The organism is Tranquillimonas alkanivorans (assembly GCF_900115595.1).
In the GTDB taxonomy this organism is placed as follows: Bacteria; Pseudomonadota; Alphaproteobacteria; order Rhodobacterales; family Rhodobacteraceae; genus Tranquillimonas; species Tranquillimonas alkanivorans.
This window is the reverse complement of the sequence record NZ_FOXA01000001.1, coordinates 17359-31619: the sequence shown is the minus strand read 5'-3', so window position 1 is coordinate 31619 and position 14261 is coordinate 17359. Positions and strand designations below refer to the sequence as shown.

Here is a 14261-nt window from a genome sequence, read left to right as displayed (position 1 = left end):
GGGCTCAGAGGATGGTGACGACAAGGCAGCCGACCACGACCACCGTCAGCAGGACGCGCAGGCTCATCCACCAGGGCGGCGCGAGCTCCTGCCGCCAGAACAGCCAGTCGAGGCCGAGCAGGCCAACAAAGCCCGCGATGAGGTATGTGGCGGCCGAGACGGGGCCACCGCCGACGAAGAAGAACGCCCAGAGCGCGGGCAGGACCGACAGTGCGTAGCCAGTGGCGGCGACCGCGCCGGTGGTCTTCGTGGCGAAGCCCCAGAGCACGCCGGACATGAAGGACAGGATCACGCTGCCATAGGCCAGCTGCACGTATGGCCCCACGAACCGCGCGCCCAGCGTGCCCGCGCCCCAGCTTTGCAGCGCCGGGAAGATCAGCGTAGCCGCGCCCCAGAGGAACGGGATCAGCCCGGCCAGGCCGAGCGCCAGCGGTGTCGCGGGGATGCGGCGCATCAGGCGGGGACGCGCAGGACGCGGGGGACCTTGAACTCGACGTTCTCCTGCGCGGTCTCGACCTGCTCGACCGTCACGTCGAAGCGGTCGCGGAAGGCGTCGAGCACTTCGTTCACCAGCACCTCGGGCGCAGAGGCTCCGGCGGTGATCCCGATCGAGCCGATACCCTCGAGCGCGCGCCAGTCGATGTCGTCGGCGCGCTGGACAAGCTGGGCATAGCCGCAGCCGGCGCCGCGCCCGACCTCGACCAGCCGCTTCGAGTTCGACGAGTTCGGCGCGCCGATCACCAGCATCGCGTCCGCGTGCGGGGCCATCGCCTTGACCGCCGCCTGCCGGTTGGTGGTGGCGTAACAGATGTCTTCCTTGTGCGGGCCCACGATGTTCGGGAATCGCGCCTGCAGCGCCGCGACAATGCCGGCGGTGTCGTCGACGGACAACGTGGTCTGCGTGATGAAGGCCAGCTTGTCGGGGTCGCGCACGTCAAGCCCGGCGACGTCCTCGTCCGTCTCGACCAGCAGCACCTCGCCGGCGGGAAGCTGACCCATGGTGCCCACCGTCTCGGGGTGGCCGGCATGGCCGATCATGATCATCTGCAGGCCGTTCTCGTGGTGCCGCTCGGCTTCGATATGCACCTTCGAGACGAGAGGGCAGGTGGCGTCGACATACACCATCTCGCGCTTGGCGGCCTCGGCCGGGACCGCCTTCGGCACGCCGTGGGCCGAGAAAATGACCGGTCGATCGTCCGGGCATTCATCCAGCTCCTCGACGAAGACCGCGCCCTTCTCGCGCAGGCCGTCGACCACGTAGCGGTTATGCACGATCTCGTGGCGCACGTAGACCGGAGCGCCCCATTTCTCGAGCGCCATCTCGACGATCTTGATGGCGCGGTCGACGCCGGCGCAGAACCCGCGCGGCGCGGCGAGGTACAGGGTCAGGGGCGGTTTCGTCATCGCGAGGCTCCTCGATTCCGGCCACACAGGTAAGCGGGCAGGCGGCAGCCGTCCACCCCCGCATCGCTCGCACCCGCGTGTCTTGACCTTCCAGCGCGGGAAGGACTGAAAGACCCGCCAAAGCGGAGGACGACATGCTCAGATGGGCGACACTTGCGGGCGTGGCGGCGCTCGTCGCGGCAGGCGGCTGGATCTGGTCGCAGGGCACGGCCGAGGGCGGCCGGCTGCCCTATGACGACGCGGATGCGGTGGCGCGCGGCGCGGCGCTTTACGAAGAGTATTGCGCTTCATGCCACGGCGCGGACCTGGAGGGCGAGCCGGACTGGCGCACGCGGCTGCCGTCGGGCCTGATGCCCGCGCCGCCACACAACGAGACGGGGCATACCTGGCACCATCCAACCGAACAGCTGTTCCTGCTGACCAAGCACGGCGTGGCCGAGATGGTCGGGGGCGGGTACGAAAGCGCGATGCCCGGCTTCGGCGACGTTCTGAGCGACCAGCAGATCCGAGAGGTGCTGGCCTTTATCAAGAGCACGTGGCCCGCAGAGGTCATCCGCCGGCACGACCAGATGAACGAAGCGGCGCGCTAGGGGCCGGCAACCAGCCCCGGCGCCACCTGGTCGGTCAGAAGCGCGAGCGCGATGTAGCGGCCTGTCTTGGCGATGGCGACGAGCGTCAGGAACAGCCAGAAGCGCGTGCGCAGGATGCCGGCGACGACCGTGACCGCGTCGCCGAAGGGCGCCCAGGACAGCAGAAGCGTCCAGACCCCCCAGCGATTGTACCACTCCTGCGCCCGGTCAAGCTGGCGTTCGGTGACCGGAAACCAGCGGGAGTGGCGGAAGCGCTCGATAGCCCGGCCCATGACGTAGTTCAGGACCGACCCCAGCGTGTTGCCCACACTCGCCACCGCGATCAGCACGAACAGCGATACGTCGCCACGCACCTGGAGCGCGGCGAAGATGATCTCGGACTGGAAGGGCAGGATCGTCGCGGCGCCGAAGGCCGCGGCGAACATCGTGAGAAGCGAAAGGGAGCCGTCCATCCCCATGAAAACGGCTCCCGCCGCGCCGCCGTTCCGGCGGCGGCTTCAGTCTTCGACCGTCTCGCGTATCGGGCGGTCGTCGTTGCGGGGCTCGCGCGGCGGGCGCCCGATGACTTCCTTGAGCTCGTCGAGCTCGATGAAGTTGTCGGCCTGGCGGCGAAGCTCGTCGGCGATCATCGGCGGCTGGCTGCGGATCGTGGACACGATCGAGACCCGCACGCCCTGGCGCTGAAGGCTTTCCACCAGCGGCTTGAAGTCGCCGTCGCCCGAGAACAACACAACGTGATCCACGCGCGGGGCCAGTTCCATGGCATCGACCGTCAGCTCGATATCCATGTTGCCCTTGACCTTCCGGCGGCCTTGGCTGTCGGTGTATTCCTTCGCGGGCTTCGTCACCATCGAGAAGCCGTTGTAGTGCAGCCAGTCCACCAGCGGACGGATCGGCGAATACTCGTCATTCTCAAGCAGCGCGGTATAGTAGAAGGCGCGCAGGAGCTTGCCGCGGCGCATGAACTCCTGTCGCAGGAGCTTGTAGTCGATGTCGAACCCGAGCGCCTTCGCCGAGGCGTAAAGGTTCGAACCATCGATGAACAGCGCGAGCCGTTCGTCTCGGTAGAACATAAATGTCGTCCTTCTCTAATAGCGACGGAGCAAAATAAGTGCGTTCCGTGAGTGAGTGTGCGATTGCTCCGCCGAGGGCCACTTATTCAAGAAAGCTGCGTGCAGGTGCAACTATCCTTTCAGGCAAGCCCGTATACGGAAGTATTCGTCGCGCTCGGCGGGAACAGTGCGCTTGACGGAAAATCTGTTCACGAAGCGCTGAACGAGTCGATTAGCCTGCTGGACAGCGGCGAGATGACGTTGCGTTCGCGAAGCCGGATGTACAGCACGCCGTGCTTTCCGGCCGGCGCGGGACCCGATTTCGTCAACGCGGCAGCCGTCTTCCGGACCTCGCTTCCGCCCGAGGCCGTCCTGTGCCGGCTGCACGAGGTCGAGTCGGTCTTCGGTCGCGAGCGGAAGGTGCGTTGGAGCGAAAGGACGCTGGATCTCGACCTGCTCGGCTACGGGGACGCGGTGGCGCCGGACGAGCCAACGTTCCGCCGCTGGGCCGATCTGCCGCTTGAGCGACAGACGCGCGAGGCGCCGGACCGCCTGATCCTGCCGCATCCGCGGATGCAGGACCGGGCCTTCGTCCTGGTCCCGATGGCCGAGATCGCGCCGGACTGGCGGCACCCGGTCTTTGGACTGACGGTCGCCGAGATGGCGGCGGCAATTCCGGCCGAAGAGCGGGCGCAGATCGCGCCGCTGTGAGCGTCTGACTTTCGACTTGTCAAGCAATTTCGTTCGCCTTACACACGTGACTTCAGACCTCCCTTACTGACCGGAGATTCCCATGGCCCGCGTGACGGTCGAAGATTGCGTCGACAAGGTTCCCAACCGGTTCGAGCTGGTGATGCTCGCCGCGCACCGCGCCCGAGAGATCGCGAGTGGCGGACCGCTGACGGTGGACCGCGACAACGACAAGAACCCGGTCGTCGCCCTGCGCGAGATCGCGGAGGAAACCCAGCCGGCCGAGGATCTGCGCGAGCGCATGATCGAGAGCAACCAGACCCAGATCGAGGTCGATGAGCCCGAGGAAGACGCGATGGCGCTTCTCATGGGTGGCGGCGCCGAGCAGGACAAGCCCGACGAGGACCCGTCGGAAGAGCAACTCTTGCGGGCGCTCATGGCGGCGCAGGGGCAGCAATAAGGGCGTACGCGCCCCGCGAGGCGGATAGGGAATGATCGACGTCGACGACCTGATCGCGCTCGTCCGCAACTACAATCCGAAGACCAACGAAGGCCTTATCCGCGAGGCCTTCGATTACGGCCAGAGGATGCACGAAGGGCAGTTCCGCCACTCGGGCGAGCCGTACTTCACGCATCCCGTCGCCGTCGCCGCTATCCTGACCGAGATGCAGCTTGACGATTCCACGATCGTCACAGCCCTCCTGCACGACGTGATCGAAGACACGCGCTCGACCTACGGCGAAGTCGTCGACCGCTTCGGTTTCGAGATCGCCGAACTCGTCGACGGCGTGACCAAGCTGACGAACCTTCAGCTGACCTCGACCGAGACGAAGCAGGCCGAGAACTTCCGCAAGCTGTTCATGGCGATGTCCAAGGACCTGCGGGTGATCCTGGTCAAGCTTGCCGACCGGCTGCACAACATGCGCACGATCAAGTCGATGCGGCACGAGAAGCAGGTGCAGAAGGCGCGCGAGACGATGGACATCTTCGCGCCGCTCGCCGGCCGGATGGGCATGCAGTGGATGCGCGAAGAGCTAGAGGACCTGGCCTTCCAGGTGCTCAACCCCGATGGCCGCCGCTCGATCATCCGCCGCTTCGTCACGCTCCAGCGCGAAACCGGCGATGTGATCGACAAGATCACGACCGACATCCGGCACGAGCTCGACAAGGTCGGGATCGAGGCCGAGGTGTTCGGCCGGGCCAAGAAGCCGTTCTCGATCTGGCGGAAGATGCAGGAGAAGGAGATGGGCTTTTCGCGCCTCTCCGACATCTACGGCTTCCGCGTGATCTGCAATTCCGAGATGGACTGCTACGGCGTGCTGGGGGCCATCCATCAGCGCTGGCGTGCGGTGCCCACCCGGTTCAAGGACTACATAAGCCAGCCCAAGTCCAACGGCTACCGCTCGATCCACACGACAGTCTCGGGCCGCGACGGCAAGCGGGTCGAGGTGCAGATCCGCACGCGTGAGATGCACGAGGTCGCCGAGACGGGCGTTGCCGCCCACTGGTCGTACCGCGACGGCGTGCGGGCCGAAAACCGTTTCGCCGTCGATCCGGCGCGCTGGATCTCGTCGCTGACCGAACGCTTCCACGCCGCCGAGGACCATGACGAGTTCCTCGAGGCCGTGAAGCTCGAGATGTACCAGGACCAGGTGTTCTGCTTCACGCCCAAGGGCGACGTGGTGAAGCTGCCCAAGGGCGCGACGCCGCTGGACTTCGCCTATGCCATCCACACCCGGATCGGCGATAGCTGCGTGGGCGCCAAGGTCGATGCGATCCGCGTGCCGCTGTGGACGCGTCTGAAGAACGGCCAGTCGGTCGAGATCCTGACCGCCGAAGGGCAGCGCCCGCAGGCCACGTGGATCGACATCGTCGCCACCGGCCGCGCCAAGACCGCGATCCGCCGCTCGCTGCGGGAAGAGGACCGAGAGCGGTTCATCAAGCTTGGCCGCGAACTGGCGCGGGTGGCCTTCGACCATGTCGGCAAGCGCGTGACCGACAAGGCGCTGGCGACGGCGGCGCGGCAGATGGGCCTGGCGGGCAGCGACGAGGTGCTGGCGCGGCTGGGCTCGGCCGAGCTGACGGCGCGCAAGGTGGTCGAGACGCTGTATCCTGAACTCGCCCGCCACCGCGGTGAGGAGGTCGAGGCGCAGCGCGCGGTCGTCGGTCTGTCGCCCGAACAGAAGTACGCCCGCGCCCAGTGCTGTCAGCCGCTGCCGGGCGAGCGCATCGTCGGCATCGGCTATTCGGGCCGGGGCGTAGTGATCCACGCCATCGACTGCCCGGCGCTGGAAGAGTTCGAAAGCCAGAATGACCGCTGGGTGGACCTTCACTGGCATTCAGGCGTTCACCGGGCGGTGAACACGGTCAGCTTCGACATGACCATCTCGAACGACGCGGGCGTGCTGGGCCGCATCTGCACCCTGATCGGCGAGCAGAAGGCGAATATCTCGGATCTCCGCTTTGTCGACAGAAAGCCGGACTTCTATCGCCTGATTGTCGATGTTGATCTGCGAGACGTAGAGCATATGCATGCGGTGATGCTCGGGCTCGAGGCGGACAGCGACGTGGCCAGCATCGTGCGGCACAGGGATCTGGGCCGGCGGCCCTAGGGAAGGAGACGGCAGGAAAGGTGTTCAAGAGACGCACACCCCGGTCGTATTTCCAGGTCGTGACGGACTTCGTCTATCCCCGGGGCGGATGGACGCGGGCCGCGCGTTATGTCGGCCACCGGCTGCACCGTCTACCTGACCCCGCATACAAGATCAGCCGCGGCATCGCCTGTGGCGTCTTCGTCTGCTTCACGCCGTTCTTCGGCCTGCATTTCCTGATGTCCGCCGCGCTGGCCTGGCTGATCCGGGGCAACGTGGTGGCGGCGCTGCTGGCGACCTTCTTCGGCAACCCGCTGACATTCCCCTTCATCGCCGGCATCTCGGTCGAGCTGGGGCAGTTCATGCTGGGCTACGACGAGCCGCTGCCGCTGCCGCGCATCTTCGGCGCGTTCAGCAACGCCTCGGTCGAGATGTGGCAGAACGTCCACGCCATCTTCACGCCCGAGCCGACGCATTGGGAGCGGCTGGGCGACTTCGTCGTCCAGGTGCTGCTGCCCTACACCGTGGGCGGGCTGATCCCCGGGCTGATCGCGGCCGGCATCTCGTACGCCGCGAGCCGTCCGCTGATCGGGGCCTACCAGAAGGCGCGCATCCACCGGATGAAGAAGAATTTCGCCAAGCGGCGGGTGAAGGCTGACGCGGCGCTCAAAGCCGATTAAGAACGGCGCCGAACCCGAGAAGGAGCCGGCCGTGAGCGAGCATCGTCTGAGACTTGGCGTGAACATCGACCACGTGGCCACCGTGCGAAACGCGCGCGGCGGCACGACCCCCGACCCCCTGCGCGCCGCGCGACTGGCCGAGGAGGCGGGCGCCGACGGCATCACCGCGCACCTGCGCGAGGACCGGCGCCACATCTCGGACGCCGACATCGACGGGTTGATGCAAACGCTCAGCGTGCCGCTCAACCTCGAGATGGCGGCCACGGACGAGATGCAGGCCATCGCCCTGCGCCACAAGCCGCACGCGGTCTGCATCGTTCCCGAGCGGCGCGAGGAGCGCACGACCGAGGGCGGGCTGGAGGTCGCAAAGGATGAAAACCGGCTCGCCCACTTCATCGCCCCCCTGCGCGAGGCCGGCAGCCGCGTGTCGATCTTCGTCGCCGCCGACCCTGCGCAGATCGACGCCGCGCACCGCATCGGCGCGGCGGTGGTCGAACTCCACACCGGCGCCTATTGCGACGCCCATGCCGAGGGACGCACCGGCGACCGCGACGCCGAGCTCGAGCGCCTGCGCGAGATGTCGGCCTATGCCCACTCCCTCGGGCTCGAGGTGCACGCGGGCCACGGGCTGACCTATGACACCGTCGGACCCGTCGCCGCGTTCCCCGAGATGCGCGAGCTCAACATCGGGCATTTCCTGATCGGAGAGGCGATTTTCCGCGGGCTCCACCCCGCGATCGCGGAAATGCGCCGACTGATGCAGATGGCGCGTTCGTGAGCCTTCGTTTGCTTTTTCCTGAACAAATCCGGTCATACCTTCGCCGTACTTCGAACGAAGGATGGCAGGATGATCAGGCAATACACTTATCGGGCGGCGCTCGCCGCCGGGGTGGCTTTGGCGTGCGCGGCGGCGGGACCGGCCGCGGCAGCGTGCAAGGTGCCCCAGAACGTAAGCACCATCGCGAAGTCGGTGGTGGAGCTTTCGAACAAATCGCGGCGGCAGAGCGGACTTCCGCGGCTGTCGCCCGAGGACCGTCTGATGCGGGCGGCGCAACAGCACGCTTGCTGGATGGCCGAAAACACGACCATGTCGCATACCGGCGACCGGCGGAGCTCCCCGGGCGACCGCGCGCGCGGCAACGGCTATCGCTTCCGCTTCGTGGCCGAGAACGTGGGCTACGGGCAGGACAGCGCGCAGGAGATCTTCACCGGCTGGATGGGCTCGTCCAGCCATCGCAAGAACATCCTGAGCGGCAAGGCGACGCAGGCGGGGGTTGCCGTGGCGATCGGTCGCGACGGCCTGCCATACTGGGCGATGGTGGTAGGCTCACCTCTCTAGGCGTAGGACCCGGGCGGGGCGCGGCATGATCCTGGGGATCGGCACCGACCTCGCCAATATCGAGCGGATCGCCGCCACGCTGGATCGGTTCGGCGACCGCTTCCGCAATCGCGTCTTCACTGAGACCGAGCAGCGCAAGGCCGAGCGCCGCGCCGACACCGCCGGCACCTACGCCAAGCGCTGGGCCGCGAAAGAGGCATGCTCGAAGGCGCTGGGCACCGGCCTGCGCATGGGTATCGCCTGGAAGGACATGTCGGTGTCGAACCTGCGCACCGGCCAGCCCGTGATGCACGTTACCGGTTGGGCGAAAGAGCGGCTGGACGCCATGACCCCGCCGGGGCACGAAGCGGTCATCCACGTCACGCTGACCGACGATCACCCCTGGGCGCAGGCCTTCGTGGTGATCGAGGCGCGCCGCGTGGGCGCCGCGGCCGGGGAACTGCTGCGACAATGAGCGCCTCCGGCGCACGCCATCGCGTGGCGCGCCCTGCGGGCGCGCGTGCCTCCGGCGGGGATATTTACGGACCAGAGATGGACGAGGAGCCGCGCCTGCGGGCCGGGCACGAACTTGACACCGAAACGCCCGCCGCCCATGAAGCGCCGGACCCACGAACGAGAGGCAGGGCATGACGAGCAAGGCCGAGAAGAAGGACGGACTCCTCGAGACCGTGAAGACCATCGTCTACGCGCTGCTGATCGCGGGCGTGTTCCGGACGTTGTTCTTCCAGCCGTTCTGGATTCCCTCGGGCAGCATGAAGGACACGCTGCTGGTCGGCGACTTCCTGTTCGTCAACAAGATGGCCTATGGCTACTCGCAGTATTCCTGCCCATTCGGGATCTGCCCGTTCTCAGGCCGCATCCTGGGCTCGGAGCCCGAGCGCGGCGACGTCGTCGTGTTCCGCCACCCCGTCACCGGGTCGGACTTCATCAAGCGGCTGATCGGCCTGCCGGGCGACGAGATCCAGATGCGCGACGGCATCCTGTATATAAACGGTCAGGAGGCCCCGCAGGTGCCCGCCGGCACGTTCGTGGAAGAGTTCGAGAAGCAGGGCCCCGTCGGCAGCCTGCCGCAATGCGAGAACGCGGGCGTGGGGCTGGGCGGCGACTGCGAGAAGTCGCGCTTCGTCGAAACGCTGCCCAACGGCGTGTCGCACCACGTGCTCAACATCCGGCCCTCGCGGCTGGACGACACGCCGGTCTACACCGTGCCCGAGGGCCACTATTTCTTCATGGGCGACAACCGCGACAATTCCACGGACAGCCGCGTGAGTCAGAACGCCATGGGCGTAGGCTTCGTGCCGTACGAGAACCTGATCGGCCGGGCGGACCGGGTGATGTTCTCGTCCGCCGGACGCTCGATGCTGTACTTCTGGACCTGGCGCCCCGACCGGTTCTTCGAGGAGATCGAGTGAAGCTCTCGGCCGAACTGAGGGATTTCGCCGACCGGCTGGGCCACGACTTCGCCCGGCCGGAGCTGCTTTTGCGCGCTGTCACCCATTCCTCGATCTCATCGCCCACGCGGCCCGATAACCAGCGGCTCGAGTTCTTGGGCGACCGGGTGCTGGGGCTGGTGATGTCCGAGGCGCTGCTGAAGGCCGACCCGGACGCGGCCGAGGGGCAGCTTGCCCCGCGTTTCAACGCACTGGTGCGCAAGGAAACTTGCGCCGAAGTCGCGCGCCAGGTCGAGCTTGGCGCAGTGCTCAAGCTCGGCCGGTCCGAGCAGATGTCCGGCGGGCGGCGCAAGGCGGCGCTGCTGGGCGACGCGATGGAAGCGGTGATCGCGGCGGTGTATCTTGACGCGGGGCTCGATGCGGCGCGCGCGCTGATCCTGCGACTCTGGGGCGACCGGATCGCCCGGGTCGAGGCGGATGCCCGCGACGCCAAGACCAGCCTTCAGGAATGGGCGCAGGGGCGCGGCGCGCCGCCGCCCGTCTACGTCGAGGTGGCGCGCGACGGGCCGGATCACGCGCCCATGTTCACGATCGAGGCGCGCCTGTCCGACGGCCGGGCGGCGCGGGCGAAGGCGGGATCGAAACGGCAGGCGGAACAGGCGGCGGCGAAAGCCCTGCTGGACAAGGTGGAGATGCCGGATGGCTGAGACGCGCGCGGGCTTCGTGGCCCTGATCGGCGAACCAAATGCCGGAAAGTCGACGCTGCTGAACCGGATGGTCGGCGCCAAGGTGTCGATCGTCACGCACAAGGTGCAGACCACGCGCGCCCGCATCCGCGGCGTCGCGATCGAGGGCGATGCGCAGATCGTCTTCGTGGATACGCCGGGCATCTTCCGCCCGCGCCGCCGGCTCGACCGTTCGATGGTCGCCGCGGCCTGGGGCGGGGCGGCGGATGCCGACATCGTGGTGCTGATGGTCGAGGCGCATCGCGGCATTACCGAGGGCGTCGCGGGCATCCTCGACGGGCTGGCCGAGCACGCGCGCGGCCGCAAGGTCGCGCTGGCGATCAACAAGATCGACCGGGTCGAGCGGTCGAAGCTGCTGGCGCTGACGGAGCAGCTGAACGCGCGGTTCGAGTTCGTGCAGACCTTCATGATCTCGGCCGAGAAGGGACATGGCGTCGACGATCTGCGCGCGTGGCTCGGCTCGGAACTGCCGGCGGGGCAGTGGCTCTACCCGGAGGACCAGATCGCCGACCTTCCGATGCGCATGATCGCGGCCGAGATCACGCGCGAGAAGCTGACGCTGCGGCTGCACCAGGAACTGCCCTACCAGCTGACGGTCGAGACCGAGAACTGGGAAGAGCGCAAGGACGGCTCGGCCCGGATCGACCAGGTGATCTATGTCGCGCGGGACGGGCACAAGGGCATCGTGCTGGGCCGCAAGGGCGAGACGACGAAGGCCGTGGGGCAGGCGGCACGGGCGGAGCTGGAGGAATTCCTGGGCCGCAAGGTGCACCTGTTCCTGCAGGTCCGTGTCCGGCCGAACTGGCTGGAAGAGGCCGAGCGGTACTCGGAAATGGGCCTCGATTTCGGCGACGGGGACTGAGGATCATGTACGAAACGTACATATCCGGCGCAAAGATGTACGTTTCGCCGTGGCGCGGCTGACCGCCGACTTCTGGGTCCGCGCCTATCTCGCGCGGCTGCGGCTGGCTGAGATCCCGGCCTTCGTCACGTCGAAGGGGGACGCCACGGCGGGCGCCGTCCTGGTCAAGCTCAACACGCTCGACGGACGCGCCACGGCCTTCCAGCGGTCGTTCGACCTGATGACCGGCGCGCGGAACTGGGTGGTCCTGTCGGAGGGCGACGAGGCCGAGGTCGATGCCTCGCTCGCGCGGCAGCGGAGCTTCGATCCCGATCTCTGGATCATCGAGGTCGAGGACCGCGAGGGCCGGCACCTTCTGGACGAGCCCGGCCTGTCGGAGTGACCGGCCAGGAGGTCGCGGTTCCGGTTTCGCCGACCCCTTCCATCTTCGGTCCTGAAATATCCCGGGGGTGAATGCGCCGCAGGCGCAGAGGGGGCAGAGCCCCCTCCCGCGCATTAGGTGAACGTGTTGTCCCGCGGGAAGCCGCGCGGCGCCATGCGGCCGGCGCTCGCCCGTTTCGAAATCCATTCTTCGATCTGCGTTTCGGTCCGGGTGCGCCCCGCCGGGTCCTTCCAGCTCAGGCCGTCGGCCAGGTTGAAGGTCGTCGCGTCGCTCAGGCCGCCGTCCTTGTATTTCTGCAGGCGGACACCCTTGCCGCGGGCCATTTCGGGCAGTTCCGTCACCGGGAAGACCAGCACCTTGCGGTTCTCGCCCACCACGGCGACGTGATCGCCGTCCACCGGCTTGCAGACCTTGGCGCGCACGTCGCCCTTCACGTTCAGCGCCTGCTTGCCGGCGCGGGTCTGCGCGGCGACCTCGGCCTCGGGGACGACGAAGCCGTCGCCGGCCGAGGAGGCGAGCAGGAGCTTGCGTTGCGGGTCGTGGATGAACAGCCTCAGGATCTCGGCCTCGTTGGGCAGGTCCACCATCAGGCGCACCGGTTCGCCCATGCCGCGGCCGCCGGGCAGATTGGCGGCCGACAGCGTGTAGAAGCGGCCGTTCGAGCCGAAGACCAACAGGCGGTCGGTCGTTTCGGCGTGGAAGATGAAGCGCGGGCCGTCGCCGTCCTTGAACTTCAGCTTCGTGTCGAGCGCCACGTGGCCCTTGAGCGCGCGGATCCAGCCCATCTGCGAGCAGACGACTGTGATCGGCTCGCGGTCGATCATGGCTTCGAGCGGCACGTCCTCGACCTCGGTGGCCTCGGCGAACTGGGTCAGGCGGTGGCCGCGGGCGTAGTCCTTGCCGAACTGCTTGCGCGTCTCGCGCAGCTGGTCGGCGATCCGGGCCCACTGGAGATCCTCGTCGGCCAGCAGCGCCTCGAGATCGGCGCGCTCGGCCATCAGCTCGTCGCGCTCGCGGCGCAGCTCCATCTCTTCCAGGCGGCGCAGGGAGCGCAGGCGCATGTTGAGGATGGCTTCGGCCTGCACCTCGGTCAGCTCCGCATCCTCGGGCTGCGGCGACGCGGGCACGCGCGGCGGGATGTAGTCGGCCTCGGACGTGGCGCGCGGGTGGTCCTTCGACCAGTCCTCGTACATCAGGCCCGACTTGGGGTCGTCGTCGTATCGGATGATGTCGATGACGCGGTCGAGGTTGAGGAAGGCAAGGATGAAGCCTTCGAGCACTTCGAGCCGGTGGTCGATCTTGTCGAGCCGGTGCTGGCTGCGGCGCTGGAGCACCTCGCGCCGGTGGTCGAGGAAGGCGCGCAGCACTTCCTTGAGCGAGCAGACCTTGGGCGTGCGCCCGTCGATCAGTACGTTCATGTTCATGCTGAAGCGCACCTCGAGGTCCGAGTTGCGGAACAGCGTGCCCATCAGCACGTCCGGGTCCACGTTCTTCGAACGCGGCTCCAGCACGATGCGGATGTCGTCGGCGCTTTCGTCGCGGACGTCGGCGAGGATCGGGACCTTCTTGGTCTGGATCAGCTCGGCGATCTTCTCGATCAGCTTCGACTTCTGCACCTGGTAAGGGATCTCGGTGACGACGACCTGCCACTGGCCGCGGCCCAGGTCCTCGGTTTCCCACTTGGCGCGCAGGCGGAAGGCGCCGCGGCCGGTGCGGTAGGCCTCGGCGATGTTTTCCTTCGGCTCGACGATCACGCCTCCGGTGGGGAAGTCGGGGCCGGGAACGTATTGCAGCAGCGTCTCGTCCCGCGCGTCGGGCGTCTTGATCAGGTGCAGGCAGGCGCCCACCAGTTCGCCGATGTTGTGCGGCGGGATGTTGGTCGCCATGCCCACGGCGATGCCGCTCGCCCCGTTGGCCAGCAGGTTCGGGAAGGCGGCGGGCAGGACGATCGGCTCGCTGAGCGTGCCGTCGTAGTTCGGCCGGTAGTCGACCGCGTCCTCGTTCAGCCCTTCCAGCAGCGCCTCGGCCGCCGCCGTCATCCGCGCCTCGGTGTAGCGCGGGGCGGCGGGGTTGTCGCCGTCGATGTTGCCGAAGTTGCCCTGGCCGTCGACCAGCGGGTAGCGCACCGCGAAGTCCTGCGCGAGCCGCGCCATCGCGTCGTAGATCGCAGCGTCGCCGTGCGGGTGATAGTTGCCCATCACGTCGCCCGAGATCTTCGCCGACTTCCGGAATCCTCCGCCGGAACCCAGCCTGAGCTCCCGCATTGCATAGAGGATGCGGCGGTGGACCGGCTTCAGGCCGTCCCGCGCATCGGGAAGCGCGCGATGCATGATCGTGCTGAGCGCATAGGTCAGATACCGCTCGCCGATGGCGCGGCGCAGCGGTTCGGAAAGATCGGGAACGGGGGCGTCGGAGTCGATGTCGCTCATGGCGAGGATGGATAGCCGCGTGCGCGGGTCGGGTAAAGCGCGTCGTGACGCGAGCCCCGCGGCTTTTCGCACCGCCGTTGCGCCGACTCGATGTATCCTCTCCCC

The 14261-nt window shown here is 67.5% G+C and carries 17 protein-coding genes; 12 read left to right on the top strand and 5 right to left on the bottom strand.

Annotated features, from left to right (window positions below; genetic code table 11):
* Positions 1 to 4: 4 nt before the first annotated feature.
* Together BM162_RS00190 and ispH are read right to left on the bottom strand one after the other, a co-directional pair.
* A complete protein-coding gene (locus BM162_RS00190; protein WP_093416135.1) occupies positions 5 to 454 on the bottom strand; it encodes a DUF3429 domain-containing protein in 450 nt (149 codons plus the stop codon).
* Positions 454 to 1404, bottom strand: coding sequence for a 4-hydroxy-3-methylbut-2-enyl diphosphate reductase (ispH, locus tag BM162_RS00185; protein WP_093416132.1), 951 nt, complete (start codon positions 1402 to 1404; stop codon positions 454 to 456). Before ispH ends, BM162_RS00190 begins: the two co-directional genes overlap by 1 nt.
* A 134-nt stretch (positions 1405 to 1538) precedes the next feature.
* On the opposite strand from ispH, the gene BM162_RS00180 reads away from it, so the two are divergent.
* Complete coding sequence (locus BM162_RS00180) at positions 1539 to 1994, top strand: c-type cytochrome (RefSeq protein WP_093416129.1); 456 nt, start codon at positions 1539 to 1541, stop codon at positions 1992 to 1994.
* Here the strand turns inward: BM162_RS00180 and BM162_RS00175 are convergent.
* Positions 1991 to 2452, bottom strand: coding sequence for a YqaA family protein (locus BM162_RS00175; protein ID WP_439332806.1), 462 nt, complete (start codon positions 2450 to 2452; stop codon positions 1991 to 1993). The genes BM162_RS00180 and BM162_RS00175 overlap by 4 nt on opposite strands.
* 39 nt (positions 2453 to 2491) lie before the next feature.
* Positions 2492 to 3067, bottom strand: coding sequence for a LabA-like NYN domain-containing protein (locus tag BM162_RS00170; protein WP_093416126.1), 576 nt, complete (start codon positions 3065 to 3067; stop codon positions 2492 to 2494).
* 51 nt (positions 3068 to 3118) lie between these two features.
* Here BM162_RS00170 and folK point away from each other — a divergent pair, with 51 nt between their 5' ends.
* The 11 genes from folK to BM162_RS00115 all read left to right on the top strand — a co-directional run bounded on the left by folK (position 3119) and on the right by BM162_RS00115 (position 11727).
* The gene (gene folK, locus BM162_RS00165) at positions 3119 to 3757 is read left to right on the top strand and encodes a 2-amino-4-hydroxy-6-hydroxymethyldihydropteridine diphosphokinase (protein WP_342741129.1); all 639 of its coding nucleotides are present in this window, start codon (positions 3119 to 3121) and stop codon (positions 3755 to 3757) included.
* Positions 3758 to 3839: 82 nt separating this feature from the next.
* Positions 3840 to 4196 carry a DNA-directed RNA polymerase subunit omega gene (gene rpoZ / locus BM162_RS00160; protein ID WP_093416123.1) on the top strand — a complete coding sequence of 119 codons (357 nt, stop codon included), beginning with the start codon at positions 3840 to 3842 and terminating at the stop codon, positions 4194 to 4196.
* Positions 4197 to 4227: 31 nt separating this feature from the next.
* Positions 4228 to 6348: a RelA/SpoT family protein gene (locus BM162_RS00155; RefSeq protein ID WP_093416120.1), complete on the top strand. Its 2121-nt coding sequence runs from the start codon at positions 4228 to 4230 to the stop codon at positions 6346 to 6348.
* A 20-nt stretch (positions 6349 to 6368) separates the two neighbouring features.
* Positions 6369 to 7007 (top strand): DUF2062 domain-containing protein, encoded by a 639-nt coding sequence (locus tag BM162_RS00150; RefSeq protein WP_093416118.1) that lies wholly within the window; start codon positions 6369 to 6371, stop codon positions 7005 to 7007.
* A gap of 31 nt (positions 7008 to 7038) precedes the next feature.
* A complete protein-coding gene (locus BM162_RS00145; protein WP_093416116.1) occupies positions 7039 to 7785 on the top strand; it encodes a pyridoxine 5'-phosphate synthase in 747 nt (248 codons plus the stop codon).
* 69 nt (positions 7786 to 7854) lie between these two features.
* Positions 7855 to 8346, top strand: coding sequence for a CAP domain-containing protein (locus BM162_RS00140; RefSeq protein WP_093416113.1), 492 nt, complete (start codon positions 7855 to 7857; stop codon positions 8344 to 8346).
* A 25-nt stretch (positions 8347 to 8371) separates the two neighbouring features.
* Positions 8372 to 8800, top strand: coding sequence for a holo-ACP synthase (acpS, locus tag BM162_RS00135; protein WP_093416111.1), 429 nt, complete (start codon positions 8372 to 8374; stop codon positions 8798 to 8800).
* A gap of 172 nt (positions 8801 to 8972) precedes the next feature.
* Positions 8973 to 9758, top strand: coding sequence for a signal peptidase I (lepB, locus tag BM162_RS00130; protein WP_093416108.1), 786 nt, complete (start codon positions 8973 to 8975; stop codon positions 9756 to 9758).
* A complete protein-coding gene (rnc, locus tag BM162_RS00125) occupies positions 9755 to 10444 on the top strand; it encodes a ribonuclease III (RefSeq protein WP_093416106.1) in 690 nt (229 codons plus the stop codon). Before lepB ends, rnc begins: the two co-directional genes overlap by 4 nt.
* Positions 10437 to 11345 carry a GTPase Era gene (gene era, locus BM162_RS00120; RefSeq protein ID WP_093416104.1) on the top strand — a complete coding sequence of 303 codons (909 nt, stop codon included), beginning with the start codon at positions 10437 to 10439 and terminating at the stop codon, positions 11343 to 11345. The genes rnc and era overlap by 8 nt, the downstream gene beginning before the upstream one ends.
* Before the next feature lie 49 nt (positions 11346 to 11394).
* A complete protein-coding gene (locus tag BM162_RS00115; protein WP_093416102.1) occupies positions 11395 to 11727 on the top strand; it encodes a DUF1491 family protein in 333 nt (110 codons plus the stop codon).
* Positions 11728 to 11840: 113 nt separating this feature from the next.
* Here BM162_RS00115 and BM162_RS00110 read toward each other — a convergent pair whose 3' ends face one another.
* The gene (locus BM162_RS00110; protein WP_093416100.1) at positions 11841 to 14156 is read right to left on the bottom strand and encodes a DNA topoisomerase IV subunit A; all 2316 of its coding nucleotides are present in this window, start codon (positions 14154 to 14156) and stop codon (positions 11841 to 11843) included.
* Positions 14157 to 14261: the final 105 nt, after the last annotated feature.